30 protein-coding genes are annotated in these 26489 nt (G+C 37.5%); 20 read left to right on the plus strand and 10 right to left on the minus strand.

The genetic code is table 11. The features are described 5' to 3' along the window. Nucleotides 1-38: 38 nt before the first annotated feature. The gene (locus tag ACVWXS_RS14100) at nucleotides 39-965 is read right to left on the minus strand and encodes a COX15/CtaA family protein (RefSeq protein WP_423474829.1); all 927 of its coding nucleotides are present in this window, start codon (nucleotides 963-965) and stop codon (nucleotides 39-41) included. Nucleotides 966-1301: 336 nt separating this feature from the next. Here ACVWXS_RS14100 and cyoE point away from each other — a divergent pair, with 336 nt between their 5' ends. The 5 genes from cyoE (at nucleotide 1302) to ACVWXS_RS14125 (ending at nucleotide 6304) form a co-directional block, all read left to right on the plus strand. Beyond that, a complete protein-coding gene (gene cyoE, locus ACVWXS_RS14105) occupies nucleotides 1302-2219 on the plus strand; it encodes a heme o synthase (protein ID WP_456958673.1) in 918 nt (305 codons plus the stop codon). A 100-nt stretch (nucleotides 2220-2319) separates the two neighbouring features. After that, nucleotides 2320-3408, plus strand: a complete 1089-nt coding sequence (gene coxB, locus ACVWXS_RS14110; RefSeq protein WP_368636852.1) for a cytochrome c oxidase subunit II — start codon at nucleotides 2320-2322, stop codon at nucleotides 3406-3408. Nucleotides 3409-3448: 40 nt separating this feature from the next. Then, nucleotides 3449-5332, plus strand: coding sequence for a cytochrome c oxidase subunit I (ctaD, locus tag ACVWXS_RS14115; RefSeq protein ID WP_068983282.1), 1884 nt, complete (start codon nucleotides 3449-3451; stop codon nucleotides 5330-5332). Beyond that, nucleotides 5332-5958, plus strand: a complete 627-nt coding sequence (locus ACVWXS_RS14120) for a cytochrome c oxidase subunit 3 (protein WP_068983281.1) — start codon at nucleotides 5332-5334, stop codon at nucleotides 5956-5958. Before ctaD ends, ACVWXS_RS14120 begins: the two co-directional genes overlap by 1 nt. Before the next feature lies 1 nt (nucleotide 5959). Further along, a complete protein-coding gene (locus tag ACVWXS_RS14125) occupies nucleotides 5960-6304 on the plus strand; it encodes a cytochrome C oxidase subunit IV family protein (RefSeq protein ID WP_368636850.1) in 345 nt (114 codons plus the stop codon). Between the two features lie 60 nt (nucleotides 6305-6364). On the opposite strand, the gene ACVWXS_RS14130 is transcribed toward ACVWXS_RS14125, so the two are convergent. After that, entirely contained in the window at nucleotides 6365-6607 is a 243-nt protein-coding gene (locus tag ACVWXS_RS14130) for a hypothetical protein (protein WP_456958675.1), read from the minus strand. 316 nt (nucleotides 6608-6923) lie between these two features. On the opposite strand from ACVWXS_RS14130, the gene ACVWXS_RS14135 reads away from it, so the two are divergent. From ACVWXS_RS14135 to ACVWXS_RS14145, 3 genes are all read left to right on the plus strand, one after another. Next, complete coding sequence (locus tag ACVWXS_RS14135) at nucleotides 6924-7121, plus strand: hypothetical protein (protein WP_456958677.1); 198 nt, start codon at nucleotides 6924-6926, stop codon at nucleotides 7119-7121. A gap of 156 nt (nucleotides 7122-7277) precedes the next feature. Further along, nucleotides 7278-8207, plus strand: coding sequence for a cytochrome c oxidase assembly factor CtaG (gene ctaG / locus ACVWXS_RS14140; protein ID WP_456958678.1), 930 nt, complete (start codon nucleotides 7278-7280; stop codon nucleotides 8205-8207). A 34-nt stretch (nucleotides 8208-8241) separates the two neighbouring features. Then, on the plus strand, nucleotides 8242-8703 hold the full coding sequence (locus ACVWXS_RS14145; protein WP_068983278.1) for a DUF420 domain-containing protein: 462 nt from the start codon (nucleotides 8242-8244) through the stop codon (nucleotides 8701-8703). 76 nt (nucleotides 8704-8779) lie between these two features. On the opposite strand, the gene ytvI is transcribed toward ACVWXS_RS14145, so the two are convergent. Continuing rightward, the gene (gene ytvI / locus ACVWXS_RS14150; protein ID WP_456958680.1) at nucleotides 8780-9844 is read right to left on the minus strand and encodes a sporulation integral membrane protein YtvI; all 1065 of its coding nucleotides are present in this window, start codon (nucleotides 9842-9844) and stop codon (nucleotides 8780-8782) included. A gap of 213 nt (nucleotides 9845-10057) precedes the next feature. Continuing rightward, entirely contained in the window at nucleotides 10058-10423 is a 366-nt protein-coding gene (locus ACVWXS_RS14155; RefSeq protein WP_285396036.1) for a YugN family protein, read from the minus strand. A 149-nt stretch (nucleotides 10424-10572) separates the two neighbouring features. Between ACVWXS_RS14155 and ACVWXS_RS14160 the strand changes: the two genes are divergently transcribed. Continuing rightward, a complete protein-coding gene (locus ACVWXS_RS14160; RefSeq protein WP_456958682.1) occupies nucleotides 10573-11694 on the plus strand; it encodes a CAP domain-containing protein in 1122 nt (373 codons plus the stop codon). A 355-nt stretch (nucleotides 11695-12049) separates the two neighbouring features. Then, nucleotides 12050-13525: a UDP-N-acetylmuramoyl-L-alanyl-D-glutamate--2,6-diaminopimelate ligase gene (locus ACVWXS_RS14165; protein ID WP_427418545.1), complete on the plus strand. Its 1476-nt coding sequence runs from the start codon at nucleotides 12050-12052 to the stop codon at nucleotides 13523-13525. Here ACVWXS_RS14165 and ACVWXS_RS14170 read toward each other — a convergent pair. Next, nucleotides 13506-14006: a PaaI family thioesterase gene (locus ACVWXS_RS14170; protein WP_402984051.1), complete on the minus strand. Its 501-nt coding sequence runs from the start codon at nucleotides 14004-14006 to the stop codon at nucleotides 13506-13508. The genes ACVWXS_RS14165 and ACVWXS_RS14170 overlap by 20 nt on opposite strands. 87 nt (nucleotides 14007-14093) lie before the next feature. Here ACVWXS_RS14170 and ACVWXS_RS14175 point away from each other — a divergent pair, with 87 nt between their 5' ends. Both ACVWXS_RS14175 and ACVWXS_RS14180 read left to right on the plus strand, forming a co-directional pair. Further along, nucleotides 14094-14540 carry a YlbF family regulator gene (locus ACVWXS_RS14175; protein WP_368635567.1) on the plus strand — a complete coding sequence of 149 codons (447 nt, stop codon included), beginning with the start codon at nucleotides 14094-14096 and terminating at the stop codon, nucleotides 14538-14540. 165 nt (nucleotides 14541-14705) lie between these two features. Beyond that, nucleotides 14706-15758 carry a tartrate dehydrogenase gene (locus ACVWXS_RS14180; RefSeq protein ID WP_368635566.1) on the plus strand — a complete coding sequence of 351 codons (1053 nt, stop codon included), beginning with the start codon at nucleotides 14706-14708 and terminating at the stop codon, nucleotides 15756-15758. Between the two features lie 195 nt (nucleotides 15759-15953). Here the strand turns inward: ACVWXS_RS14180 and ACVWXS_RS14185 are convergent, their stop codons facing one another. Next, entirely contained in the window at nucleotides 15954-16862 is a 909-nt protein-coding gene (locus ACVWXS_RS14185; protein WP_368635565.1) for a glycerophosphodiester phosphodiesterase, read from the minus strand. A 255-nt stretch (nucleotides 16863-17117) separates the two neighbouring features. Here ACVWXS_RS14185 and ACVWXS_RS14190 point away from each other — a divergent pair, with 255 nt between their 5' ends. Then, nucleotides 17118-17390: a YlbG family protein gene (locus tag ACVWXS_RS14190; RefSeq protein ID WP_068983270.1), complete on the plus strand. Its 273-nt coding sequence runs from the start codon at nucleotides 17118-17120 to the stop codon at nucleotides 17388-17390. 2 nt (nucleotides 17391-17392) lie between these two features. Here ACVWXS_RS14190 and ACVWXS_RS14195 read toward each other — a convergent pair whose 3' ends face one another. Continuing rightward, nucleotides 17393-17782 (minus strand): DUF7147 family protein, encoded by a 390-nt coding sequence (locus ACVWXS_RS14195; RefSeq protein ID WP_368635564.1) that lies wholly within the window; start codon nucleotides 17780-17782, stop codon nucleotides 17393-17395. A gap of 56 nt (nucleotides 17783-17838) precedes the next feature. On the opposite strand from ACVWXS_RS14195, the gene ACVWXS_RS14200 reads away from it, so the two are divergent. The 3 genes from ACVWXS_RS14200 to coaD all read left to right on the plus strand — a co-directional run bounded on the left by ACVWXS_RS14200 (nucleotide 17839) and on the right by coaD (nucleotide 20590). Further along, nucleotides 17839-19263 carry an RNA polymerase II gene (locus tag ACVWXS_RS14200; RefSeq protein WP_456958685.1) on the plus strand — a complete coding sequence of 475 codons (1425 nt, stop codon included), beginning with the start codon at nucleotides 17839-17841 and terminating at the stop codon, nucleotides 19261-19263. Nucleotides 19264-19428: 165 nt separating this feature from the next. After that, nucleotides 19429-20004 (plus strand): 16S rRNA (guanine(966)-N(2))-methyltransferase RsmD, encoded by a 576-nt coding sequence (gene rsmD, locus ACVWXS_RS14205; RefSeq protein ID WP_368635562.1) that lies wholly within the window; start codon nucleotides 19429-19431, stop codon nucleotides 20002-20004. A 61-nt stretch (nucleotides 20005-20065) separates the two neighbouring features. Then, the gene (gene coaD / locus ACVWXS_RS14210; protein ID WP_402984062.1) at nucleotides 20066-20590 is read left to right on the plus strand and encodes a pantetheine-phosphate adenylyltransferase; all 525 of its coding nucleotides are present in this window, start codon (nucleotides 20066-20068) and stop codon (nucleotides 20588-20590) included. 269 nt (nucleotides 20591-20859) lie between these two features. Here coaD and ACVWXS_RS14215 read toward each other — a convergent pair whose 3' ends face one another. Then, entirely contained in the window at nucleotides 20860-21759 is a 900-nt protein-coding gene (locus ACVWXS_RS14215) for a hypothetical protein (RefSeq protein WP_368635560.1), read from the minus strand. A 120-nt stretch (nucleotides 21760-21879) separates the two neighbouring features. Between ACVWXS_RS14215 and ACVWXS_RS14220 the strand changes: the two genes are divergently transcribed. After that, entirely contained in the window at nucleotides 21880-22926 is a 1047-nt protein-coding gene (locus ACVWXS_RS14220) for a SepM family pheromone-processing serine protease (RefSeq protein ID WP_456958686.1), read from the plus strand. Here the strand turns inward: ACVWXS_RS14220 and ACVWXS_RS14225 are convergent. Continuing rightward, a complete protein-coding gene (locus tag ACVWXS_RS14225; RefSeq protein ID WP_456958688.1) occupies nucleotides 22912-23043 on the minus strand; it encodes a hypothetical protein in 132 nt (43 codons plus the stop codon). The two genes, ACVWXS_RS14220 and ACVWXS_RS14225, sit on opposite strands and share 15 nt — an antisense overlap. 326 nt (nucleotides 23044-23369) lie before the next feature. Continuing rightward, on the minus strand, nucleotides 23370-24581 hold the full coding sequence (locus ACVWXS_RS14230) for a nucleotidyltransferase (RefSeq protein ID WP_456958689.1): 1212 nt from the start codon (nucleotides 24579-24581) through the stop codon (nucleotides 23370-23372). Between the two features lie 204 nt (nucleotides 24582-24785). Between ACVWXS_RS14230 and ACVWXS_RS14235 the strand changes: the two genes are divergently transcribed. The 3 genes from ACVWXS_RS14235 (at nucleotide 24786) to ACVWXS_RS14245 (ending at nucleotide 26448) form a co-directional block, all read left to right on the plus strand. Further along, complete coding sequence (locus ACVWXS_RS14235) at nucleotides 24786-25319, plus strand: YceD family protein (protein WP_456958690.1); 534 nt, start codon at nucleotides 24786-24788, stop codon at nucleotides 25317-25319. A gap of 24 nt (nucleotides 25320-25343) precedes the next feature. After that, nucleotides 25344-25517 (plus strand): 50S ribosomal protein L32, encoded by a 174-nt coding sequence (gene rpmF / locus ACVWXS_RS14240; protein WP_010858320.1) that lies wholly within the window; start codon nucleotides 25344-25346, stop codon nucleotides 25515-25517. A gap of 163 nt (nucleotides 25518-25680) precedes the next feature. Then, entirely contained in the window at nucleotides 25681-26448 is a 768-nt protein-coding gene (locus ACVWXS_RS14245; RefSeq protein ID WP_402984075.1) for an enoyl-CoA hydratase/isomerase family protein, read from the plus strand. The last annotated feature ends 41 nt before the right edge of the window (nucleotides 26449-26489 follow it).

Raw genomic sequence — 26489 nt, forward strand, 5'->3', positions numbered from 1 at the left:
TAAAAAAGATTCGCCACTGATGTAGCGAATCTTTTCTACTATTCTTTATTTTTTCCTTTATAATCGCTACGTGCAACTAGTAAGACCATGTAGCAAAGTAGACCAAATAATATTGAAATAAATAATGAATGCAGTAATGCGACTGTTAAATTCAATTTAGTTAGGACTACTAACATACCAGCAATCACCTGTAAAATTACTATAATAAAGGCAATAATCCAGCCATAGTAAATAACACGTTGATTTTTATATTCTTTTATAGCGTGCCAAGTTATGTATGCAATCCAAATAGAAAAGATCAGAACAGCAAAACGATGCCCCATTTGCACCCATTCATACATATTATTTAGTGGTGCGAATGGTGTTTCATTGTTGCAAAATGGCCAGTCAGGACATATTAAGCTGGATTCTGTATGGCGAACAAGCGCCCCTGTATAAACGACTAAATAAGAATAAATTGTGACAGCAATCGTATGCCAACGTAACTTTTTACCAATGAAAACGTTATCGGCATCAAATTTCCGATCCACTTCAAATACAATCATAGAGAGAAGGAGAACGGCAGCAAAGGAAATAAGAGAAATCCCAAAGTGGAGTGCTAGTATAAAATCGCCTTGCCCCCACAATACTTGAGCAGCTCCAATAAGAGCCTGTGCGATTAAGAAAAACATCGCTAAAAAACCTAATAACTTTACTTCGCGAATATGACCGAGTTTACGCCATGTCCAAATTGTTAACACAAGAATAGAAATAGATACAATTCCAGTTACAGCACGATGTGAAAATTCAATTAAGACTTCTGGTGTAATTTCTTTTGGAATAAGAGAACCATTACAATCAGGCCAGTTTCGACCACAGCCTAAGCCACTATCTGTTTTGGTAACAAGTGCTCCACCTAATAAAATAAGAAGCATTCCAATTGTAGCGGCAACAGCAAACCACTTCATATACCTGTTGTGTTGCATAAAATGAGTCACCTACTTTATCTATAAACATTACATGAAAGTAATGTTTCTGCTACTAGATAATATCGAAAATACAGGAAAAAAACAACTTGTAAAGAGTAGGGAGTATTAGATGTCGATTCCATTTCACAAATTGTTCATAATTTCGTACTTTAACCTTCACAATTCATTTTAGAAAATGTTTTACTATAGATATGTTGTTTTTAATTATATTTCTAGACAAAGCTAATTTTTACAACTTCATCTAAATTTCACTTAATGTCTAGAAATCAATCGCAAATTTCGCTATAGTAAACATTAGCGGAATATGCTTACAAAAATGAAAGGAGAGGTATCATGTCAAACGGTCGTGCACTGACGGCTACTAGAAATGGTGGACCAGAATCAACATCTGTTGTAAAAGATTTCTTAGCACTAATAAAAATTGGAATCGTAAACTCGAATCTTGTCACAACGTTTACAGGGATGTGGCTGGCATTTCAATTTACTAGTAGACACTTCTTGCAAGAGCTTGATGTCATATTGTTCACCATGCTGGGTGCGGCATTAATAATAGGTGGCTCAGGCGCAATGAATAACTTTATTGATCAGGATATTGACCCAATCATGAAAAGAACGAAGGCAAGACCGACAGTAACAGGTAGATTTAAGCCGAATTTTGTATTGACCATTGCCCTCTCATTTTTAATTGTAGGTGAAATTTTGTTATTTGCGGCATCGTTTGCAGCCGGCATGTGGGGACTAGTAGGAATATTTGCGTATGTCGTTCTGTACTCAATGTGGTCAAAGAGGAAGCATGTTAGTAACACGATTGTAGGAAGTATTTCAGGAGCGATTCCACCAGTTATTGGCTTTGCAGCTGTTGAGCCTGCATTAGGTCCAGGAGCACTTGCCTTATTCCTTATTATGTTTGCATGGCAACCTCCGCATTTTTACGCGCTTGCTATGAAACGTACTGAAGAATATCGTGCAGCTAATATACCGATGCTACCTGTAGTAAAAGGATTTAAACGAACGAAGTACTCGATGTTATTTTGGATTATTTTATTATTTCCGTTACCATTCCTTTTACCAGAGCTTGGGGTAGGCTTCTTAATTCTTGCGACTGCATTGAACTTGGGCTGGGTGATTCTAGCTTTTAAAGGCTTTACCACAAAAGATGATTTAAAATGGGCAAATATAATGTTTATCTATTCATTGAACCATATGACAATACTATTTGTATCCATTATCATATTTGCGTTGTTTAGCTAAATTCAGGAATTCTTTCTTATCCTAAAGAATTCATATAGACAGAACTAATGTCCTAGGTACACATGAAAATACAACAAAGAAAGAGGGGTTTAATTAAGCTATGATGAAAGGGCTTAAAAAATGGCGTCTTTTTTCACTTCTAACAGTGATGATGGTTTTCCTTTCTGGTTGTGGTGAAGATTATATTTCTGCACTGAAACCATCTGGTCAAGTAGGTAAAGAACAATTCAATCTATTACTGTTAGCTACGGGAATTATGACGTTAGTAGTAGTAATAGTATCCGTTATCTATTTACTTGCATTCGTAAAATTCCGCCGTTCAAAAGTTGGCGAAAATGTTATTCCTAAGCAAGTAGAAGGAAGTCACACTCTTGAAGTAATTTGGACAGTTATTCCAATTATTTTATTATTAATCTTAGCTGTACCAGTTGTTACCGCTACTTACAAATTTGCAGATGTTGCTGCTATGGACGAAGTAGATGAAAATGGTAACAAAACAGCACTTACAGTAAATGTAACTGCAAAATTATACTGGTGGGAGTTTGAATACCCTAACCAAGGTATTGTAACTTCTCAAGAACTAGTTGTACCAACAGGCCAAAAAGTTTACTTTAACTTAAAGGCTGCCGATGTAAAGCACTCATTCTGGATTCCTGCTATAGGCGGTAAAATGGATACGAACGTAGATAACTTAAACAAATTCTATCTAGTATTCGATAAAGAATCGAAAGACCTTAAAGACGGCGTATTCTATGGTAAATGTGCTGAATTATGTGGTCCTTCACACGCATTAATGGACTTCAAAGTTAAAGCATTAAGCCCAGAAGCATTCGATGCATGGGTAGCTTCAATGAAAGCAACAGAAGGAAAAGTGGCTGATAAAGCTTCAACAGATCTTGGTGAAGCAACATTTGCTAAAAGTTGTTTAGGTTGTCATGCTGTTTCTGGATCAGGAGCAGGAGGTACACCAGGTCCTAACTTAACTACATTTGGTGACCGTAACCGTGTTGCTGGTTTCTTAGAACATAATGAAGAAAACTTAAAAGCTTGGATTGAGAACCCTGGAGAATTCAAACCAGGTAACTTAATGATGAATCCAGAGGGCACTGCGCCTGTTTATGGCGACTTATCCGACGAAGAAATTGAAGCTCTAGCAACGTATATCATGGGCTTATCTGTTGAGAAATAATTTTTAGTTATTGTAACAAACTTTGAAGGAGGTAAAAGTTGTGAGCTCATATACACAGAAAAAGGGCTTTGGAGCAAATGTCTGGGACTACATTACAACTGTCGACCATAAAAAGTTAGCAGTAATGTATTTATTAGCCGGTACATTGTTCTTTGCTATCGCTGGTTTTGAAGCGTTATTAATGCGTATTCAGTTAATGAAACCAAATAACGATTTCATATCAGCTGGTTTTTTCAATGAATTATTAACAATGCACGGAACGACAATGTTATTCCTAGCTGCGACTCCATTACTATTCGCATTTATGAACATGCTTGTACCATTACAAATTGGTGCGCGTGACGTTGCATTCCCATTCCTTAACTCTTTAGGGTTCTGGTTATTCTTCCTAGGTGCAGTATTCCTTCACCTGTCATTCTTTATGGGTGGCGCTCCTGATGCGGGTTGGACGTCTTATGCATCATTATCTTTATATTCTCCAGGACATGGTATTGACTTCTATGTTCTTGGTTTACAAATTTCAGGAGCAGGTACATTAATTTCAGGTCTTAACTTTATCGTTACGATTATTACAATGCGTGCTCCAGGTATGACATTCATGCGTATGCCATTATTCACTTGGACTGCTCTTGTATCAAGTGCATTAATTCTATTCGCATTCCCTCCATTAACTATTGGTTTATTAATGATGTTATTTGACCGTATGTTCGGTGGTAACTTCTTCGACCATACAATGGGTGGTAACACAATTATTTGGGAACACTTATTCTGGATCTTCGGACACCCAGAGGTTTATATCTTAATATTACCAGCGTTTGGTTTATTCTCTGAGATTATTCCAGCGTTCTCTCGTAAACGTTTATTTGGATACTCTTCAATGGTATTCGCAACAATTTTAATCGGTTTCTTAGGGTTCATGGTTTGGGCTCACCACATGTTTACAGTTGGTCTTGGGCCAACAGCCAACGCAATTTTTGCTGTTGCAACAATGGCAATTGCCGTACCAACAGGTATGAAAGTATTCAACTGGATCTTAACTCTTTGGGGCGGATCTATTAAAGTTACAACACCAATGCTTTATGCACTTGGTTTCATCCCGTCATTCGTTGCGGGTGGTGTTACAGGGGTTATGCAAGCATCTGCACCTCTTGACTACCAATTACACGATTCTTACTTTATCGTTGCTCACTTCCACTACGTAATCGTTGGTGGTATCGTAACAGCGATATTTGGTTCAGCACACTTCTACTGGCCAATTTTCTTCAACCGTATGTTAAACGAAACGCTTGGTAAACTTACTTTCTGGATTTTCTTCATCGGATTCCATTTAACGTTCTTCGTTCAACACTTCTTAGGTTTAATGGGTATGCCACGTCGCGTATTCACTTACATGGAAGGTCAAGGTTGGGATCAGTTCAACTTTATCTCTACAATCGGTGCATTAATGATGGGTGTAGGGGTTATCATAATGGTAATTAACTGCTTATTGTCTATCAAAGGCGAACCAGCAGGTCGAGACCCATGGGGCGATGGACGTACTTTAGAATGGTCTATTCCACAACCAATCCCATTCTATAACTTCCGTCAAACACCACTTGTTCGTGGTTTAGATCCATGGTGGATTGAAAAACAAGAAGGAAATAAAGAAATGACTTTTGCTGAGCCAGTCGGTGATATTCATATGCCTAATAACTCAGCTATCCCATTTGTTATTTCTCTAGGTATGTTTATTGCAGCATTCGGTGCACTTTATCATCCAGATGCAGATAAACCTTGGTCTATTTATATTTTAATTGGTGGTCTTGCAATTACATTTGGTGCTATGATTTTCCGTTCTGTTAAGGATGATCACGGTTTCCACTTACACAAAGAAGAAATTCTTGAAATTGAAGAACATCTTTACGGCAAAGGGGGAAATAAATAATGGATTTCAATACTAAATTTACTCCTCATACTTGGCCAGATCATCCTGAACAAGCTACGATGGAAGGTAAAAATAAAGTTGTTGGTTTCTGGATTTTCCTTGCCTGTGAAGTTGTACTTTTCGCAAGTTTATTCGCTACTTACCTAGCGCTTAAGAACAAAGGGCCAGCTGGCATGGAGTTCACAACACAAAGTTTATTTGAATTACCTTTAGCTTTTGCTATGACGATGTTATTATTAACATCTTCACTAACATCTGTTTATGCAATTTACCATATGCGTAACTTTAACTTTAAAGCTATGCAAACTTGGTTTGGTATTACATTACTTTTAGGTCTTGGATTCTTAGGTCTTGAAATCTATGAGTTTTATCACTATGTACACAAAGGCTTCACATTTGACCAATCTGCGTTCTCAACTGCGTTTTATTCATTAGTTGGTACACATGGTTTCCACGTAACTTTAGGTCTTGTGTGGATTTCAACGTTAATGATTCGTAACGCTAAACGTGGTCTTAACTTATACAATGCACCTAAATTCTTCGTGGCTGCTTTATACTGGCACTTTATCGACGTAGTTTGGGTATTTATCTTTACAGTAGTATACTTGATGGGAGTGATCGGATAATATGTCATCACACGATACACCGATAGTTGCTAAGTCTCAGGCACAATACGAGTATGATCGTCATCATAATGCCGTTCATATGCGTAAACAAGTAATGAATTTTGCGATTATGATATTCTTTACGTTTATCGCATTCGCAGTAGTTGCAGCTGATTTTTCTAAATACTTAATATTCCCGCTCATTTTATTGCTTGCTGGTGTTCAAGTTGTTCTTCAACTTTACGCTTTCATGCACTTAGAAGACAAAAAAACACACTTCGGTGGTGTAATTGGCTTCTTCATGTGGATGGGTATATTAATCGCATTTACATTCTTCTTAGCATTTTTAACAATTATTTGGTGGTAATCACCAAAAAAGCACGTTCTCTACCTAGCGTAGGAACGTGCTTTTCTTTTTGGGTTCTATTCACGATATAGTGATGGGCAGGTAAGAACCAAGGCATACATTATGGTTCTTGAGCAAAACGAGTGGTTGATTTCCGTTCCGACTGGGCGCTTTCCTGGGGGCGTCCGATGAGCCGCTTCGCTTCGCTGCAGGGTCTCGGGCCAACACGATGTTGGTCACGAAGGCGTTATCACAGGACGTGATGCTCTTAGCCTTCGTTCCTCTATTGCTGATCCCCGAGGAGTCGCCCAGTCTCCACTCCAATCAACTAATTTACATAGCATGTATTCTCTGACATGTCGGTTTAATTTAAGTGATAAAACGCAGTTTAGCAAAAGAGTTTTATTTGTGCGAAAGCAGCAACAGCAACAAATGTTTTCTGCGCGAAAACAAAGTGTCAGCGGCAACAATGTCAATTACCTCTCTGTTATAAATATATTCTGTTCAATAGTTCGTTGTCCTAGCTTCCAATTTTGAAATGCATAAAATTTATAAAAATTCTACGCTATTGTTGATTGGAGTGGAAGGCTACTAGACTCCCGTGGGAAAGCGAGACAGTCGAGACCCTGAGGCCAACACGATGTTGGTCACGAAGGCATTGTCACAGGACGTGACGCACTTAGCCTTCGTTCCTTTAGCGAAGAAGCGGCTCGACGCTCGCCCACAGGAAGCTTTGCTCTGCGCGAAAGCGAAGCGTCAGCGACAAATGTTTTATCTGTGCGAAAGCGAAGCGTCAGCAACAAAGCGAGTAGCCTGGAACGGAAATCGCCCTCATTAAAGCCCAACAGCATTCACAGATTTCCTTGACCGTATTATTTTTCACAATGTGAACAACAGTAAACTGTGGATAGTTATTTGTTCACCTTTCGTTCATTGCAGAATAAGTGTAAGCGTTCTATAATAGGAGTACTGAAGTTAAAGGAGTGCGTTCTATATGCCACTTAGTATATTTGGTTTCCAAGCTTTATGGAGCCCATACTTAATAGGGGTTCTTGTTTTCATAACAGTCATCTATTTTTTAGTCACAACAAAGTGGCGCAAGGATTTTAAAGTAAGTGAGCCTCTGAAAAAGGGAGAGGCAATTTATTTTGTACTGGCAATGGTAACGATTTATATTATTAAAGGATCTCCAATAGATTTAATGGCGCACATTATGTTTACGATGCATATGGTGCAAATGGCTATACTATTGTTACTTGTACCGATTTTCTTAATTAAAGGGATTCCTTGGTGGGTATGGAAAGTTGCGATTGAAGCACCAGTTGTTAGATCTGTATTTAGAGTGCTAACATTACCTGTCGTTGCGGTAATTGTGTTTATCGGTCTATTTTCTTTCTATCATTTACCAGATGTATTAGATTACATTAAGTTGAATGAAACATTACATGGTACATATACGTTTGTATTATTTGTTTCTGCTGTTTTAATGTATTGGCCATTAATCCACACGGTGCCAAATGGTCCGCAAATGAAGCCTTTGTATAAGTTAGCCTATATCATTGCTAATGCGGTCTTAATTACACCTGCTTGTGGGCTAATTATTTTCGCACCAAACGCTATGTATGAAACATATACAAATGGTGAAGCATGGCTTAAGGCAATGGAGCTTTGTGTACCAGCTTCAACATTATCTGGTTTATCCCTATCAGGACCAGAGCTCTTTACAGATATGACACCTGTTGCGGATCAGCAACTAGGCGGCGTTCTAATGAAGATTTTACAAGAGCTTATTTTTGGCGTTTTAATTGGCACTATCTTTACAAGATGGTATCGGTCAGAACAAAAGGATCCTGATAAAATTACAGCTGATGCGTTAAAAGAACATCAAAAGAAATGGGAAAGTCAGCAGCAACATCAATTGTAAAATAGAAATTTACTTTGTATAAGGAGTTTTGTGAATGGAATTGCAAATTTTGCCTACTATAAGTACATCATTCATCGTTATCAGTGCTGTACTTGTGGCTATTGGTTGGGGCTTAATAATAAAAAGAAAGGTAGAAGCACATAAAAAAGTAATGTTAGCTGCAGGGGTTGCTGCACTTACCTTCTTTATCATTTATGTTTCACGTACAGTCTTTATTGGTAATACAGCGTTTGGTGGAGGAGAAGATTTAAAACCATATTATACTTTCTTCTTGATTTTCCATATTACCCTAGCGACAGTAGGAGCAGTATTTGGTATTGTTAGCATTATTTCTGGTTTAAAAACTAATATCAAGCTTCACCGTCGTATTGGACCGATTACAAGTATTATTTGGTTCTTCGTAGCGATTACTGGAGTTTTAGTATACTTTTTACTATATGTTTTATTCGAACCAGGTGAAACAACATCTGCCATTAAAGCTATTTTTGGCTTCTAACTTCTTTCAGCGGATAGGCTTAAGCTTCCGGACACAATTATGCCGAGGTATAATTGATAAAAAAAGATCTCCCTCCTTATTCTTGAGAAGGTGGGAGATTTTTTATAGATGTTTGATTAAATAGAGAAAGAAACACAACAACGAGTAAAGGACCAATTAAAATACCGAAAAACCCAAATATTTCATAACCGATAAACATTGCAATAAAAGTTGTCAGTGAAGACAGTCCGATTTTATTTCCGATTACTTTAGGCTCAATCATACGTCTAACTAAAAATAGTACGATTGTGAGTATGACTAAAACAGCAACAAAGACATAATCACCTGTAAAGGCTTTGTAAATTGCCCAAGGAATCAGCAACATAAATGAGTCTAAAAAAGGAATGAAATCTAAAATGACTAGTAAGAGTGTTAAAATAAGTGGGAAAGGTGTTTTAAGAAAATAAAAGGTTCCAAAAGCTATAGCAAAAATGCAAATACTAACTAAAAATTGTGCTTTTATAAAACCAAATAATGCAAGTTTTACACGTTGTCCAATAAATAGTATTTTTTGATGGTAGTGGAAGGGAATGGGCATTAACATTTTACGATTAATAGTTGGTAATTCTAAAAGGAACATGTATAACACAATCCAATAAACAAAAATATCAAACAAACGTGAAGCTATATACGTAAGTAAAGATGACCAAACATTCACACTTGTTAAAGAAAGTGCGAATTTTTCGATTGCGGATAGGCCCTGTGCTATCATAAGTTGAATTTGTATAACTAGATCTAAGGGCAATTGATAAGTATAATTGGAAAGTTTGGATTGTATTTGAATCCATATGGCTGATAGCTGATTAAGATACTCTGGAATTTGAATGATAAATGTTGAAAATTGTTTCCAACTTATAAATATAACGAGAATACATAATAGTAATGTCATACATAAAAAGAACATAAAAAAAACGGAGGCGACTACTTTGCGTTTTTTTCGGAATCGTTTACTGATTCGTATGATTACAGGTTCTAATAGTAAAGCTGTTACGTAGGCAAGTAGTATTGGTAATGACAAGGATATAACCCAAAGAATTGCAATCGTGATAGCTATAACGATTATTGGATGACGAAAAAAAGGACTTTTAAAGTATTGTAACATTTATCTCACCTACATCATGTTAAAGATATAGGTAGTATGAGAAGAAATAATATTTTTACTCAAAATAAAAAAGACTGGACCACCAGTCTTTTCAGATATAGCTATTGCACTGTATGCTGTTGCCAACTTGATGTACTGTCACCGTCTGACAGATAAATGATAAAATGATTCCGAATATTTAATCGACATGCACCGTGAAATAACTATCTAAAATTACGCTTGAATTTTAAAAGCTTCTAGGTCTAATTTAACCTTTTTTAAGATTTCTTCACATTTTTTTACAAGATGAGCTGGGAAAACTTCGTCATCTCCATACTCAACGCCGTGTGGATAGTAGTACTTACCAAGTACTGGTTTCATTAATGTTAGGATTGCATCGTGTGCACCAACATCACCAGATTTTGCATATGCAAATACACGTAGGTAGTAACGTCCCTCGCGAGTATCGAAACGCTTATCAAATGTCATACGTTCGTAGTCCCAGCCGCCATCACATTCTAAACCATTTTGTTTCATGATGCTTACAATAAGTTCTTGATCAGCTGTTAAATTTTCAAGGTTAGTATTTTCAAAATACATCTATAATCCTCCTTTAGGTTCTCGTACAAAGTATACGCTCATTTTTATAATAGAGCATATTTAACATTGTTGCAATGACAACATTGTGTCAACCCAATTACAATTGATATAATAATTTACAGAATAATGGCGATGAAAAGGAGTCAAATATGAAAGCTTTATTTCGCATTTTTATGGCATGTGCTGCAATTGCGTTGATTGGCTTTATGTTTTTTAATACACCACGGGAAAACGAGCCATTAAAAGGTCCGAATGCCAATTCAAATGTTATTCCTAAAACCGAGTTAAAGCAGCCTGAAGTAGGTGCGGTGACACGCCCAAAAAGTGGGATGTCGACATTAATCGGTCAAGAAGCAAAGAAAGTTTTGGATAAATACGGTAAACCGGCTCGGAAAGAACCATCATCCTTTGGCTATGAATGGTGGGTTTATAATGCAAGTGCTTCTACATTTTTTATGGTAGGCGTTCAAAATAATGTTGTGACACAAGTTTACATAGCTGGTGAAGATCTAGATGCTTATCCGTTTAAAATTGGACAGAAGCGCGATGATATTTACCGAATGACACTCATTGATTATGAAGTATCTGCGAGTGTGGGTGAAAATATTTTCGTTTTCTCAATGAGTGAAGAAGATATGCAGACACGATTGCTTGTAAAATTCGATGGGCTTTTTGCGCAACTCTATATAGATAGAGAAACAAGTGAGCTACAAGGAATACGCTTTACTAATAGTAAAACGCTTGCTCTTCATCAGCCTTATGAAATGACTTATCAAGGCGAGCTTGTTACATCAACGCCACCTTCCTCGTTTTTACAGCAGGAAATTAATGAAGCGAATGCTAGACAGTTAGACGATTTAATAAATGTAACAAGGGTTCATCATGATTTACCTGTAGTAGAAATTGATGAGTCATTAGAAGAAGTAGCAAAAATGCATAGTGAAGATATGAAGGTTCAAAATTTTCTTGGACATGAATCACCAACAAATGGAGATTTAAAAAAGAGATTAGAAACACAGGAAATCATCTATAGTGAGGCCAATGAAAATCTTGCAACTGATTATTTTGATGCGATCGAAGCAATGCATGGTTGGCTTAATTCTCCTGAGCATCGAAAGGTTATATTAAATGATAAATATACTACAGTAGGATCTGGCGTATTTTTAAACTATTATACACAAATATTTTTAGAACCTTCTTCTCAGGAGCTGGATAGTGAGAATAAAGACACTGAGGAACCAGTAGAAAATATTGATGAATCATCACCATAAAGTGAAATTTTAATCGTGGGGATTTTCTTCAACCCCACTGATTATTAGTCTTCACCAATCGGGCGTTTACAGGCAGTTTATATGGTACAGATAAATTACTGCCCGTTAACGCGGGATAAAGTGAAACTTTAATCAGTGGGGTTTTCTTCATCCTCGCTGATTATTAGTCTTCACCAATCAGATGTTAACGCGGGATACATATAAATCTAAGACTGAAGATAAACTTGGCACAATCAAGTTTATCTTCAGTCTTTTCATTTTATACGAAAAAGATAAGCACAATGACCGCTTAGATTTTCCGTCACACTGATACATACGCCGTCATATGATAGAGAACTGAAAGGGGGAATGAAGCTTGCAATTAGCTGAACTATTGAAAGACTGGCCATGTAGCGTGACTGGAGGATCGATTCGCACAATTATTACGGGCGTTGAGGATTATGCACAGGCAATCAAGCCTGGAAATATTTTTATTGTTCGTAAGGGGAAGAAAACATCGGGAAGCCGCTTTGTAAATGAAGCAATAGCTCGGGGTGCTGCCGCCATAGTATCAGAGGAAAGTATCTCACTACCTAGTACCGATCAAAACATACCTTTTGTGTGGGTTCCGAATACATCGTTATTTTTATCGTATGCGAGTGCAAAACTTTCAGCCTTTCCAGCAGAAGCATTAACAGTAATTGCGATTACAGGTACAAATGGTAAAACAACAGTCAGTCATTTTGTGAGCCAGTTGTTAAGAGCCTTACATAAAAATGTAGCAGTTATTGGAACGGTAGGATTTTTCATTAATGAACAGAAACAACAAACAAAGTATGAGCAATTAACAACATTGCAAGCAAAAGAGTTACATCCGATTTTAAAGCAATGTGTACGAAATGGTGTTACACATGTTGTTTTAGAAGCTTCATCGATGGGGTTACAGCAACATAGACTTGATCATTGTGATATCGATTGTGGCGTATTTTTAAATTTATCGGAGGACCATTTAGAAGATCATGGAGGACTTGAGGCATATAAACGTGCGAAAAAAAGATTGGCAGATTTATCAAAAAAGCTAGTATTAAATGGAGATGATAATTTTTGCCGTTCTGTCGGTATTTATGATAAGAAAAAATCCTGCTCATTTGGCTTTGATAATCACAATGATTTACATATCCAAATTGTCAGTGAATCCACTGGAAAAACAGTACTTTGTTTACAAACTTCATCAAGTGAGCATATTGTAGAAATTCCTTTTGTTGGTAAGTATCATGTACAAAATGCTGTAGCTGCGTTAATGACTTTGTGGCGTCTAGGTTTTTCCATTGATGAAATAGCAGCGCATATGTGGTTGTTGAGGCTACCAGAAGGAAGGCTTGAAAAAATAGACAATGCATTTGGAATTGATGTGTATGTAGATTATGCGCATACTGCAGAAGCATTACAGGCTGTTTTACAAACTTTTGATAGTTCGAAAACGCTTTACCTCGTATTTAGCTGCGGGGGGAATCGAGATAAGGCCAAACGATTTGCGATGGGAGCGGTAGCTAGTAAGTATGCTGATATCATTTATTTAACAACCGATAATCCACGTGATGAAGATCCTATCCTAATTAATGAAAGTATTATTGCTGGTTTTACTGAACAGCAATACTATGAAATCTATCTAGATCGAAACATTGCTATTCATAAGGCATTAGCAAAGGCAGAAAAAGGCGATATTGTATTAGTTGCCGGAAAAGGGCATGAACAGACTCAACAAATAAAAAATCAAAAATTCCCTTTTTCCGATCAACAATGTATTCGAGATTACTTTTTAAATCTTATGACTAAGGACGGCGTTGAATGACAAAGAAAGTAGCGGTCGCAATCGCAAGTTTTCGCCCAGTCTCATCTTCAATATCACATTCCATCACAAGTGTTTGACGTCCTTTATGTACGAAACGTCCACGAGCGATTAGTTCTTTGTTCGTTGTTGTGGCAATGTAAGAGACATTGATATTAGTTGTGACCACATTAAAGCCTTCTGGTACAGAACGCGAAGCAAGCCCTCCCATTGCTGCATCTGCAATTGTTGCAATAATTCCTCCATGTGGAACCTTAATGGTATTATGGATAACGGGTGTAATGGGGATACGAACCTCGCTAATCTCAGCTTCAAATTTGCCAACCATATGTAAGGCAGCATTAATATAACGGCGATGGATACCTTGTTGTTTATCACGAAGTCCTGACAATAAATGCAGTAAAACTTCCTCATCTTCAGCTGTACTGTTTTGTAAAATATCTGCTAGTAATTCTTCTATTTGTCCTTTAGACGATGTGACCAATTAGAAAACTCCCTTATTTAAAAATATCAATAATGTAAAATTACCACAAAATCTGTTATGATGGGAAAGAGATTGGGGGAATTAAATATGATGATCACCTCTGACTGGGTAATCATTTTGGATGAGGCCGATGCGCTTTGTGAGATGATTCTTTCCTCTGAGCCTGCGAAAACGCTGCAACAAGCGTATGATGCTGTTTATAGCGATGCCCAATTAGTTCAAGCTATTTACTCATTTAATCGCATAAAAGAGCAGTACGAAGATGTACAACGTTTCGGAAAATATCATCCGGACTATCATACAATTATGAAATCGATTCGTCAGCAAAAGCGCGCGCTCGATTTAAATGAAAAAGTTTCGGCCTTAAAGATTGCTGAAAATGATTTTCAAGATTTGCTTGACGAGATAAGTCTACTTATGGGGAAAACTGTATCAGAAGCAGTGAAAGTTCCTGTAAGTAATCCGTTCTTTGCATCAGGTTCTTCCTGCGGCGGAGGATGTGGCTCAGGCGGTTCTTGCTCTTGCTCTGCATAAACTAAGTAATACTTCTTTTTAGACTGTAACAAACTCGATGAATTATGAGTTTGTATACAGTCTTTTTTCTATATACAATACTACTGCGACTGCGGGGTGTAATAGTTGCGGGAAAATTGTATAGTAATTGAATAAGCAATATAGAAATAAAAGGAGGATAAAGAAATGAAAACTTATCGAATTGCCGTTATACCAGGAGATGGCATAGGTAAAGAGGTTGTACCAGCGGCGATAGAAGTTCTTAATAAAGCTGCTCAATTAGATGGAAGCTTTGAATTTGAATGGACAACATTCCCATGGGGCTGTGACTATTATTTAGAGACAGGTAAAATGATGCCGGATAATGGTATTGAAATATTGAAAGATTATGATCAAATTTTCTTAGGTGCGGTTGGCATGCCAGATTTAGTACCAGATCACATTTCATTATGGGGACTACTTATTAAAATTCGCCGTGAGATGAAACAATCTATTAATGTACGTCCAGCAAAGCTACTTCAAGGTTTGCCTTCGCCGTTACGTAACCCAAACGGCTTCGATTTTGTCGTTGTACGTGAAAACTCAGAGGGAGAGTACGCTGAAAGTGGTGGCAGAATACATAGTGGACAAGATGAGATTGCTATCCAAAATGCCATTTTTACAAGGAAGGGTACAGAACGTGCGATGCGGTATGCATTTGAAATGGCGAAAACTCGACGTCAGCATGTTACAAGTGCCACAAAATCGAATGGAATTACATACAGTATGCCTTTTTGGGATGAAGTATTTGCGCAAGTAGGTAAAGATTATGAGAACATAGGACAAGTATCTAATCATATTGATGCTTTAGCTGCCTTTTTAGTAATGAAGCCAGATAACTTTGATGTTATCGTTGCATCAAATTTATTTGGCGATATTTTAACAGATTTAGGTGGTGCAATTATGGGGAGTATCGGAATTGCTCCTGCAGCAAATTTAAATATTGAGCGACAATATCCATCTATGTTCGAACCAGTCCATGGCTCTGCACCTGATATTGCAGGTCAAGGGATAGCCAATCCACTTGGACAAATTTGGACGGGTAAAATGATGCTTGATTTTTTAGGCTATCATGAGCTTGGCACAAGCGTACTAAATGCAATAGAAGCGACACTAGCACAAGGTGTTAAAACAGCCGATTTGGGCGGAACAGCAACATTACGAGATGTGACAGATACAGTATTATATTATCTGAAATAAAAGCTTTGTTTAAAAAATGCATGGGGTGAGAGCCACAATCAAATTCCTTGAATATAGCGGGATTCGTGGCATAATGGGTGAAAAAGACCGAATATTGAATAAAAGGTAAGGGCTGTTAAAAGTGGCCCTTACCAATTCATGTAGTAATCTAGTATCTATCTAGTACTAGCTTAGAAATAGAGAGTAAGCTCCATTCTAGTATTCATTTTTTTGTAATAGTTCTACAGCAATATCAGGTCGATCAGTAACAATACCTTTTGCGCCGTTGTGAATTAACTTGTTCATTGTTGCCGCGTCATTGATTGTCCAATAGTGAACAGGGATGTTTAAGTTGTTTAAAAACTGAATAAACTTCGGTGAATCCAGTGCAATAACTCCTGATTTTGGCGGTATTTGGAATACATCTACTTTTGGGTGATATAAATGTCCAAATTGGCTTGAGAAAGAGGCGAATGCTTTACGAACATCTGATTCACCTGCACCGAGTGCTACTTGATTTTGTGCATATAGATTAAAGCGATCTATCTGTTCACCGTAAGTACTTGTGACAACTACTCGATTCTCTGCACCAAGCTCTTCAATTAAACGCCATAGTTTAGAGGGCATTAAACTTCCTTCATACGTATCTGGTGCATCTTTAATATCAATATTTATCAACATATTTGGATAATTTTCTAGTAGATCACGTAACGTTACGACGTCTATTTTTTCATTTCGATAAGGAAATTCCCCATCCAAATCTTCAAATTGATAACCGTGGTTTAATGCATTTATTTCTGCTAAAGTCATGTCTGCAACAAGACCATAGCCATCTGTCGTACGCTCAACAGTATCATCGTGGAATACGATGATTTCCTCATCTTTAGTTAAGCGAATGTCTATTTCAAAGCCGTCAACACCTAACTGTGCGGCTTTCTCAAAAGCAGGCATTGTATGCTCAGGTGCTAAATCGGCACCGCCACGATGTGCAAGAATAACTGGATGATCGAATTGTAATGCTTGTTTACTTTCTCGTTGTTGAGGTTTAGAAATAGCTTTACTACCTGCCCAAGCAGCTGCACTTGCCGCTGCAATTGCGAGCGCAATCTTTGTTTTCTTACCCATATTCGTCCTCCTTAACAATAAAATGATATAAAAAGTACTGGCAAATTCACTTACAGAATTTTTTGTGAACAAATAAAATCAGTGAAGTTCAAACTCTAGTTCCTTATTAACTTGTATAAGTGAAAGTAAAACTCTGAATCAACGTTGTATGCTTTTTTATTATAACGGAAAAATGAGCGTTCTGTCAGCTAAACTCTGTTGCTATCATTTTCCGGTCTATGGTATTCTTTTATGTAAGAAATGAGGGAATAATATATGAACGAACGACAAGGGCTAATCGTTTACGTCCATCAATTAAAACATGCGAAGTCTCTTCGAAAATATGGGCATGTTCTTTATATTTCTCGGAGGCAAAAATATGTAGTGCTTTATTGCGAGCGAGAGGAAATTGAAACAATGACAACAAAATTACAACGCCTTCCATTTGTGAAAGACGTTGTGAAGTCTTATCGACCATTCGTTAAAACTGAGTTTGAAAATGCAAAACCAGATAAAGCGAAGGAATATGACTATAAAGTAGGACTATAATATTACACTAATGCTGGAATATAGTGATGAAGTCTCATTATCCCGATTAAGTATTGATAAAATAGTTTTGATTCCGAAAATATAGATGAGTGCTTTATTTCTACAACAACCGCTTTTCGATCTAGTTGTTTAATACTTTCTTCGAACATTTTTTGTCGCTTTGAAGGCTGCTCCTCATTAAAAGGGATGCCTTCTCGACAAATATAAATCGGCATGAATTTACTGTCACCGACTGGTTTTAAAGCGACTGCTAAAGAAGCAAACTTTTTTTCTTCTTTTGTGGAGGTTAGTATAAAGGCTTGGTGGAAGCGATCTTGATTGGTTCTTACTATTTCAAGTAGCTCATAAACATCACCATAGCCCTCACCTAATTCTATAAATTGTTGTGGCATAATAATTGCACATCCTTTCCAATACACATAGTATCATGCTGCGGGAGGTCAAGCACATGAAATTTGCAATGAGTTTTTTTTCCATACTAGCACTAATCATTACCGGAACGTTATTTTTCCAGTACCATGCTTATTCATCTGATTTAGAAACAGGAAATGGCGAATTCCATTATTCGCAAGAGATCGAAATTGTCTATCGGGAAAATAGCTTGGATATTCGCCAACATTTTAAAAATTTACCAAACCAAAAGGTGAATATAAAATGGCCAGAAAATGCGGTAAATCCTAGTTGCTTTATCGAAAATGAAAAAAGTTGTGGTCGTTTATCAGAAGAAGTCTCATACTTTAAAAAAGGAGAGACTAAATCGCAATCTGTTTCATACATAATTCCAATTGAGGGTGGCTTAAAAGATAAAATGCTCATCCAAAATGCTTTCGCTACATTAACGAATGGTGAAGCGTCTTATTCTGTTGTACATATTTCAACTGATAGTAAAATTGTTGGTCAGTGGATAACTGGCTTGCCTTTAGTAGGTCAGCAACAACTATCACTTGTTAACTATACAATGTTTAGTGGAAGTGGTACAGTTCGTGATATTTATTGGCAAGCGGGTAATCTAAAGGTACAAGAGCAAACCCCTGTGTTATCTATTTATGCACCGGAAGCTATTTCAAAGGATTTCTTAACGTCATTAGAAAATTTACAGTTTTTGAATGACGAACACGTTGCTATTATTCAAGAGAAGAGTCCAGCGAAAGAACATGATGATCGACTTTTATTTTTGCCAGAACTAACTGAACAAGCTGTTGAGCAAGAAGTTATAATGTCTCAAATAAAGTCACAATATAAGTTTAAAGATTCGCCAACATGGTTGCCGGAAGTTTTGGCATCCTATCTAGTGAAGGATACGATTGGTTCAGAAAAAACAAAGGATATCGTGAAGACGTTAAAAGAATATATGACAGCTGATCAAGAGGCGGCATGGCAGGAGGCTCTGAATGAGCTTGGAGAAGAGCCGATTTCTCCTGATACAATGGACAAGCTTTTATCAGAGGTGTTAGAAGCAAAAACGTCTTATTTTAAGTTAAATGCGGCACAAGAAAATGGCACATACCCACTGTTATTTGAGGATGAGCGAAGTGTTTACGTTAATGACGTTTTAAAAGAAGATGTTCATGTTATTCTCCATGAAGGACAAGTATTATATACTGCTGATACATTGTTGCCGTATCTAGGCTATACTGCTGGTGAAGGCAAAAATGGGTATTATGTAAATAGTGATAATCGCATTTTCCGATTCCCGAACGAGCCTGGATTTTATGTATTCAATCAACGTAGATATTCTACTATTTCAGAACCAATTATTAAAATTGCCAATCATTATTATGTTGAAGAAGCTTGGCTACAACGATTATTTTTAGTAGAATTACAAAAAAGTGATGATCGTATCCAAATTATAACTCAAGAACAACAAGAATAAATTTTTGCAGCGGAGGTTTGACTTTCGCTGCAAAAATGTTTTTATCTAAAGCTTCTGGCGGATGTCTCAGATTTTGGATTGTACAGGCACAATTCAAAATCTGGACGCAATTACGCCAAGGTGAAATTGATATATGGAATAAAGAAAGTATGGTGATTTGACTACATGAGAGTTGTAGCAGGAGAACGTAAAGGGATGCCGTTAAAGGCCATTGCAGGAAACACGACGAGACCTACAACAGATAAAGTGAAGGAATCCATTTTTAATATTATTGGTCCATTCTTTGATGGAGGCATTGCGCTCGATTTATTTGCAGGAAGCGGTGGCTTAGGCATCGAATCTTTAAGTAGAGGAGCTGAGCACGCCGTTTTTATTGAAAAGGATGCAAAGGCGTTCCAAGTGTTACAGGAAAACATAAAAAAATGTCGTTACGAGGATTATTCTGAGCTCTTTCGTATAGATGCGAAGCGTGCTGTGAAAGCGTTATTAAAACGTGATATTACGTTTAAATTAGTATTTTTAGATCCACCATACCATCATCAAGAGTATTATGACTTAGTGCAGGTACTTGTTGACAATAATAAGATTCAGCATGATGGCATTATTTTATGTGAGCATGCAAAAGAAGTAGAATTACCACAAAGTTTTGGGGATTTTGTATTAAAGAGACAAGAAACTTATGGCGGAACGATTATTTCTGTTTATCTTCATTCAGTGGATGTCCAAACACCTACTGAATAGAGGTACTTAGGCTAAGAGCTTCACATTAACGAAGTGACAGCTACAATTACGCCAAGACGAAATGATTGTTGTGCAGAGGAAGAGGGAGAATAAGTTGTCAGAGAAAATTGCTGTAGTTCCTGGAAGTTTTGATCCGGTGACATTTGGCCACTTAGATATTATTAAACGTGCGGCAGATGTATTTGACACAGTTTATGTTGCTGTTTTAAATAATTCATCAAAGCGACCATTATTTTCAGTAGAAGAGCGCATGGCTTTAATGGCTGAGGTGACTAAAACATTGCCCAATGTACGCATTGAGAGTTCATCTGGACTGTTAATAGACTATGCTAAGGAAAAAAAAGCAAAGGCGATTGTCCGTGGTTTACGTGCTGTTTCGGATTTTGAATACGAAATGCAGATTACGTCGATGAACCGTTTTCTTGATGAAACCATCGAAACATTTTTCATTATGACAAAAAATCAATATTCATTCTTAAGCTCAAGCATCGTCAAAGAGGTTGCGAAATATGGTGGTGATGTCAGGGAACTGGTTCCTGTTTGTGTTGTGGCAGCCTTAAAAGAAAAGTATGATTTTACCAAATAAAATACAAAGAGGATGTCTTATTTTAAGGCATCCTTTTTTGATGTGTCATGTTAATTAGGGGACGCTAATTTACGCTATGAGCTACTCGTTTTCTAAGGGTGAATGTCGACCGGATTTCTCCTTTTCGTGCCCTATAGCGAGCCTGTAGAGGAACGAAGGGTAAAAACATCATTCGCCAATGCCCTTATGCCACAGTGACTCAGTCGGCACCTTGAGAAAGCCCTTAGTCGAAACGGAAAACAACCACACGTTATGTTGATGAGCCTTAGTTATTTTAAGAAAAAAAGAGCATAAATAGTGGGTACAATGATTATGCTAAGTAGGCGGAATTTTATATATGGTCGAACGGAAAGCTTGGCTGATTTCGCAATAACAAAAATTTGTAAGTGGATGCTTATACTTTGCATCGTTAACAAGATAACAACTAGTAATGGTAAATATGAAAGATTGGGAAAAGCCGAGACGGTCATTTTAAGACCATTTGTAACTTCGAGAATTGCGGCAATGGAAAGTTCGGCTATATAGGGAAGTTTGGGTATCAGTGAATCTAAGCCTTGCTGAACGATCGTCTGGATGGTAGTGAAAAAAATTATTGTCGTTCCAACTAATAGTATTGTTGGTGCTGTTTCTTTTATGCTTTCAGAGAATGGTGCTGTATGCAAAGGTGTATTGTGTATGGAGATGCTAGGAGGATCCGTTTTACGAAATAAGAAGTAACCCGTTATTAAACAACAAATATTAAAACTATGTAGTAAACATAAAAACAACCATCCGAACGTATTACTTTGTAATAAATCGAGGCTTACAAAACCCAACACGAAAAGTGGACTTGGCGCATGACATACAGCTAATAAAAAATTTGCTTCTTTTGGATGTAGTTGCCCACTGTTTTTTAAGTAAACGATTGTTGTTGCTCCAGATGGATATCCCCCGAGTGCGCTAATAATATAGGCTTGTACGTATAACGAAGCTCTTTTTGTTCTCGTTCGCATAGGAGCCGTTAAACGGAGAAGCCATTGTGTTAAAATAAGATAGGGTAATAAATAAGGGAATAGCGCATCCATAAAAAGGGTTAAACCTAAATCAGTACCATTATGAGCTGTTTGTGGGAATAACAAGAGTAATAGAATAAGAACTATGCAAATCGCTATTTGAATTGTCGCATACATGTTATCATCTCGTTTCAACTTTTTGTCATTCACATAGGCAAATGCTAAAATCAATATATGTAAAAAAGGCAAAAACATGAACGTATGGATTTGCGAGCGTCCTAGGAGGTGTTCTTCTAAATGAAGAAAAAAATTAGTATTTATGCATTGTTACTCGTCTTGATTTGTTTTTTTATGTTATACCGTCTAGACGCTTATATTATGAAACCTGGAAGTGCTTATGATGTCAGTAAATTTGTTGCCGTTGAAAATGACCACACGGAAAACAAAGGATCTATGAGTTTAATGACAGTGGCTATGCAGCAAGCAACGCCTTTTTCATATTTGTGGGCGAAAACACAAAAACATCAAAAAATAATGGATATTAGTCAAGTTCGAAATCCATTGGAGGATGAAGAGGAATATAATGTTCGACAGCTTAAATTAATGTCAGACTCACAATTTAATGCAAAGTATGTAGCTTTTCAAAAGGCTGGTATTCAAACAAAAGTTATCTTCAACGGTGTTTTTGTATTAAATGTCCTAGAGGGCGGTGCTTCGGATAATCTATTAAAAGCTGGTGATGAAATTATTGAAGTTGATGGGCAAAAAATTAGGAACCAACAAATGCTTGTAGATCTTTTGAAGCCAAAGCAACTTGGAGATAAGGTGACTATTAAATTTATACGTAATCAACAAGAACAAGAAGTAACGCTTACATTAAAGGAAATCCCTAAATCAGAAGAGAAAAGAGCTGGTCTAGGTATTACGTATGCGGAAAGTAAGTCTATTGAAACGGATCCAAAGGTGTCTATGAAAACAGAGGATATTGGAGGTCCGTCTGCTGGGCTAATGTTTACATTAGAAATTTTAGATCAACTTCTCGAAGAAGATTTAACAAAAGGCTATGCTGTTGCAGGTACGGGGGAAATGTTGGTTGATGGCTCTGTTGGAAGAATTGGTGGAATAGACTATAAAGTCATTGCTGCGGATCGAGATGGTATGGAAATCTTTTTTGCGCCAGATGATGAAATTTCTCCAGAAATGAAAGCTAAATATCCCGAGCTTGAATCTAATTATGCTACAGCAGTAAAGACTGCTAAAGAAATTGGTACAAAAATGAAAATAGTTCCAGTTAAAACAGTTGATGATGCAATCGAATATTTAAAACAGTTACCACCGAAATAAAGGCTTATTACCATAACGTGGGGTTGATTTCCGTTCCGACTGGGCGCTTTGTTGTTGCTGTCGTTTCACTTTCGCACAGATAAAACAATGCTGTCGCTTCGCTTTCGCACAGTGCAAAGCTTCCTGGGGGCGTCCGATGAGCCGCTTCGCTTCGCTGCAGGGTCTCGGGCCTACACGATGTAGGTCACGAAGGCGTTATCACAGGACGTGATGCTCTTAGCCTTCGTTCCTCTATTGCTAATCCCCAAGGAGTCGCCCAGTCTCCACTCCAATCAACTTATATAGGCATATGATATGTCAACAAATGTCATCCATTACCTTATGGTGATGAACCAAAGTTGATTCCTTTATTTCGCAATATTAACCAGTTAAAAAAGGATGCTAGAAGAATTTCTGGCATCCTTTTGGTGTGAATTAGAAGTATTTTTTTTAAAATTAATTACTTAAAAACGAATCGGTGGTGTTTGATAATCTTTAGGAAGACTTTGTTCTTTTGTTCCGTGTTCCATACTTAAATTGTATACCTCTGCTGCATGAATATCCACAGCAAGCATAGCATTGTCCATAGCTGCAACACGACTGATCAAAGGTAAAGGTATGTCTTTTTTATGCATTCCTAAATAGGCTTGTCCCTCTCTACTCATACCAAGTAAACGAATGTTAGATGGTGCCTTAAAGCTTTGCAGTTGTTCCTTTGTAAATCCAGTATAAATGTGTGTGAGCATACGCTGAAGTCGTGTCCAAGTATAGCGTTTTGATTTAATCTTCTCCATAAAGCTGCTGAATGAATGACTTGTTTTCGCTGCTTTAATTAGAGCATGTTCAATTCCTTCTGTTACTTCAGCGTAGCGAGTAAGTTCCTTAGGTGTGTGCCGAATAAGTGTAAACTGTAAGAAAGGCCAAAAAGTATCCCAACTTGCAAATTTACCGTATTTTCCATGCCAATCAGTTAAATAATCAAACGATGCTTTAGGGAGAACGTCTTGGACACTTTGTAGAGCACTGGTTGTTGATAGAGCCTTACGTATTCCTGTGGCACTAGCAATGGATGAACCTTCTTGTAAAGCGTCGTGGTAACCTGCAGCAATACGAGGGATCGTTAAAGGTTTAATCTTACTATCTAATGCCATGGCTGCCTCAATATAATGAAAACCGAGTATATTGTTTGGTTGTGCCAAATCAATGTATGTAGCAGGAAACTTTTGAGAAAGCTGTTCATAGGCATAATGTAGACTTTTAGGATAGCTTGCACCCGTTTTAAGGCTTTCTTTAATAAAAGCGTCATATTCAGTGCGATGATTCTTAATGAGCTGAAACGTATTCATAAAGGGTTGAATGGAACCATCTTCGCTTCCGAAGGCAAAAGAATCGCAACCAATTGCAGATAGTAAGGAAATGGCTCCTTTTGCGAAATCAGTTGCAGGTGCGGTACTATAGACATAAGGTAGCTCGATGACGATATCAACACCACCTGCTAGAGCCATTTGTGTGCGTGTCCATTTATCGACCATGGCTGGTTCACCGCGCTGTAAGAAATTCCCACTCATGATAGCGATGACTATATCCGCTTGTGCTACTTTTTTTGCCTGTTCCAAATGATAGGCATGTCCATTGTGAAAAGGATTGTATTCAACAACTATTCCGACTGCTTGCATTATTTAAGCCCCCTTTATCAAAATTATTTGCTTCTCGTTCTCAGTAAATTTGGAGTCTGTTGCTTATTTAGAACGGTTTGGAGCAAATACGCTTTTCATAATATATAATTATAGGTGGGTTTTATTGTGGTGACAAGAAATTATCTTGACATCTATTTTTACACATTATATAATCAACAGTGTTGTCTCGAGGTGATTAAACGAATGAAATGGTCAATTCATCAATTATCTAAATACCGCCAAAACGGGATGCCAATCGATGCCTGTGTCCAGTTGGACGAGGTGATGGAGCGAAACCAGGATATTCGAGCAATTTCGCCCGTTCATGTAAAAGGGCTATGTACTTTCGGTGCATCGCAAATGACATGTCAGCTAACTGTGGCGGCGACGTTAACATTACCATGTGCACGCACGTGGGAAGATGTTGAGTTTCCTATCGAAGTTGAGACAGTTGAAGTTTTCAGCTGGATTGACGAAGAAAAACGAGGGGAAGATGGCGGAGATATTCACTATCTTGATGGTGAAGTAATCGACATGAAGCCAGTTCTTGAGGAGTTAGTGCTTCTTGAGGTACCTATGCAAGTGTTCAAGGATAATACTGAAGGGCAAATGCAGGGTGGTAAAAACTGGTCTTACGCAACAGATGAAGACGTTAAACTACACAAAAAAGCTGATGAACAAAAAGTGGATCCAAGACTTGCTAATTTAGCTAAGTATTTTGATCAAACAGACGAATAGACGATCTGTAAGGAGGTGCCATCAATGGCTGTACCATTTAGAAGAACTTCTAAAACTGCAAAAAGAAAGCGTCGTACGCATTTCAAACTATCTGTACCTGGTATGGTAGCTTGCCCAAACTGTGGTGAAGCAAAATTATCACACCGTGTTTGCAAAGCTTGCGGACAATACAAAGGTAAAGAAGTAGTAAGCAAATAATACAGTGTTTGCTCACTTAAAAGGCTAGTAGAGAGACCATGGCTCTTTACTAGTCTTTTTGTTAGTTCAAAAAGACGGAATCTTTCGTCAATGACGAAAAGATATATAGTACTATAATAATTGTATGATACAATCTATCCAATGGGACAAAGGGGGAAATAGTATGGCTTATATAATTGATAACAAAGAAGGTATCATGACTTTTACGATTAATCGAGAGGAAAAGAGAAATGCTGTCAACGATGAGGTGATGGATGGTCTTCAAGAAGTCATTACATATATTCGGAATCATGATGATGTGCGTTTTTTAGTCGTGACGGGTACGGGGGATAAATCATTTTGCTCGGGTGGAGATTTATCTGAATTCCATTCGCTTGAAACTGAGGATGAGGCGTTTGGGATGTTAGGTAAGATGGGCGAAATACTATATGACCTTGCAACATTGCCTGTGCCGACGATTGCATTGATAAATGGAACAGCAGTTGGTGGAGGCTGTGAGATTGCGACAGCTTGCGATTTTCGTCTAGTGGCAAGTCATGCGAAGTGTGGTTTTATACAAGGGACATTAGCAATAACGAGCGGCTGGGGTGGCGGCACGTACTTATTCGAACGAGGGTTACGCCATGATCGTGCGATGAAGATGCTGGTCGATGCGAAGCCTTATCCAGCGCAATTACTATATGAAATTGGTTGGGCAATGCGTGTTTTTGAAGGTTCAAAAGAAGAGGCGTTGAATGATTTTATTGAACATATGCGTAAAATTCATCCTTCTGTTCATAAGGCCTATAAAGAAATTGAGCTTCGTAAGTGGCGTGAGCGTAATATGTATGAGCGTGTTATGGAGGAAGTTCGAACATGTGCAAAATTGTGGGAAAGTGAAGCTCATCACGAGGCAGTTGCTAATTTCCTAACAAAGAAGAACAATAAATAATGTATAACGACAGTGATTATAGCAAAACCTAATCGCTGTCT

The sequence above is a fragment of the Lysinibacillus sp. TE18511 genome (assembly GCF_054062295.1).

What these genes read in the sequence shown, in the direction of transcription:
- ACVWXS_RS14100 (WP_423474829.1), bottom strand. Translation starts at nt 965, where the DNA reads ATGCAACACAACAGGTATATGAAGTGGTTTGCTGTTGCCGCTACAATT.
- cyoE (WP_456958673.1), top strand. Translation starts at nt 1,302, where the DNA reads ATGTCAAACGGTCGTGCACTGACGGCTACTAGAAATGGTGGACCAGAA.
- coxB (WP_368636852.1), top strand. Translation starts at nt 2,320, where the DNA reads ATGATGAAAGGGCTTAAAAAATGGCGTCTTTTTTCACTTCTAACAGTG.
- ACVWXS_RS14120 (WP_068983281.1), top strand. Translation starts at nt 5,332, where the DNA reads ATGGATTTCAATACTAAATTTACTCCTCATACTTGGCCAGATCATCCT.
- ACVWXS_RS14125 (WP_368636850.1), top strand. Translation starts at nt 5,960, where the DNA reads ATGTCATCACACGATACACCGATAGTTGCTAAGTCTCAGGCACAATAC.
- ACVWXS_RS14135 (WP_456958677.1), top strand. Translation starts at nt 6,924, where the DNA reads ATGTTGGTCACGAAGGCATTGTCACAGGACGTGACGCACTTAGCCTTC.
- ctaG (WP_456958678.1), top strand. Translation starts at nt 7,278, where the DNA reads ATGCCACTTAGTATATTTGGTTTCCAAGCTTTATGGAGCCCATACTTA.
- ACVWXS_RS14145 (WP_068983278.1), top strand. Translation starts at nt 8,242, where the DNA reads ATGGAATTGCAAATTTTGCCTACTATAAGTACATCATTCATCGTTATC.
- ytvI (WP_456958680.1), bottom strand. Translation starts at nt 9,844, where the DNA reads ATGTTACAATACTTTAAAAGTCCTTTTTTTCGTCATCCAATAATCGTT.
- ACVWXS_RS14155 (WP_285396036.1), bottom strand. Translation starts at nt 10,423, where the DNA reads ATGTATTTTGAAAATACTAACCTTGAAAATTTAACAGCTGATCAAGAA.
- ACVWXS_RS14160 (WP_456958682.1), top strand. Translation starts at nt 10,573, where the DNA reads ATGAAAGCTTTATTTCGCATTTTTATGGCATGTGCTGCAATTGCGTTG.
- ACVWXS_RS14175 (WP_368635567.1), top strand. Translation starts at nt 14,094, where the DNA reads ATGATGATCACCTCTGACTGGGTAATCATTTTGGATGAGGCCGATGCG.
- ACVWXS_RS14180 (WP_368635566.1), top strand. Translation starts at nt 14,706, where the DNA reads ATGAAAACTTATCGAATTGCCGTTATACCAGGAGATGGCATAGGTAAA.
- ACVWXS_RS14185 (WP_368635565.1), bottom strand. Translation starts at nt 16,862, where the DNA reads ATGGGTAAGAAAACAAAGATTGCGCTCGCAATTGCAGCGGCAAGTGCA.
- ACVWXS_RS14190 (WP_068983270.1), top strand. Translation starts at nt 17,118, where the DNA reads ATGAACGAACGACAAGGGCTAATCGTTTACGTCCATCAATTAAAACAT.
- ACVWXS_RS14195 (WP_368635564.1), bottom strand. Translation starts at nt 17,782, where the DNA reads ATGCCACAACAATTTATAGAATTAGGTGAGGGCTATGGTGATGTTTAT.
- ACVWXS_RS14200 (WP_456958685.1), top strand. Translation starts at nt 17,839, where the DNA reads ATGAAATTTGCAATGAGTTTTTTTTCCATACTAGCACTAATCATTACC.
- rsmD (WP_368635562.1), top strand. Translation starts at nt 19,429, where the DNA reads ATGAGAGTTGTAGCAGGAGAACGTAAAGGGATGCCGTTAAAGGCCATT.
- coaD (WP_402984062.1), top strand. Translation starts at nt 20,066, where the DNA reads ATGATTGTTGTGCAGAGGAAGAGGGAGAATAAGTTGTCAGAGAAAATT.
- ACVWXS_RS14215 (WP_368635560.1), bottom strand. Translation starts at nt 21,759, where the DNA reads ATGTATGCGACAATTCAAATAGCGATTTGCATAGTTCTTATTCTATTA.
- ACVWXS_RS14220 (WP_456958686.1), top strand. Translation starts at nt 21,880, where the DNA reads ATGAAGAAAAAAATTAGTATTTATGCATTGTTACTCGTCTTGATTTGT.
- ACVWXS_RS14230 (WP_456958689.1), bottom strand. Translation starts at nt 24,581, where the DNA reads ATGCAAGCAGTCGGAATAGTTGTTGAATACAATCCTTTTCACAATGGA.
- ACVWXS_RS14235 (WP_456958690.1), top strand. Translation starts at nt 24,786, where the DNA reads ATGAAATGGTCAATTCATCAATTATCTAAATACCGCCAAAACGGGATG.
- rpmF (WP_010858320.1), top strand. Translation starts at nt 25,344, where the DNA reads ATGGCTGTACCATTTAGAAGAACTTCTAAAACTGCAAAAAGAAAGCGT.
- ACVWXS_RS14245 (WP_402984075.1), top strand. Translation starts at nt 25,681, where the DNA reads ATGGCTTATATAATTGATAACAAAGAAGGTATCATGACTTTTACGATT.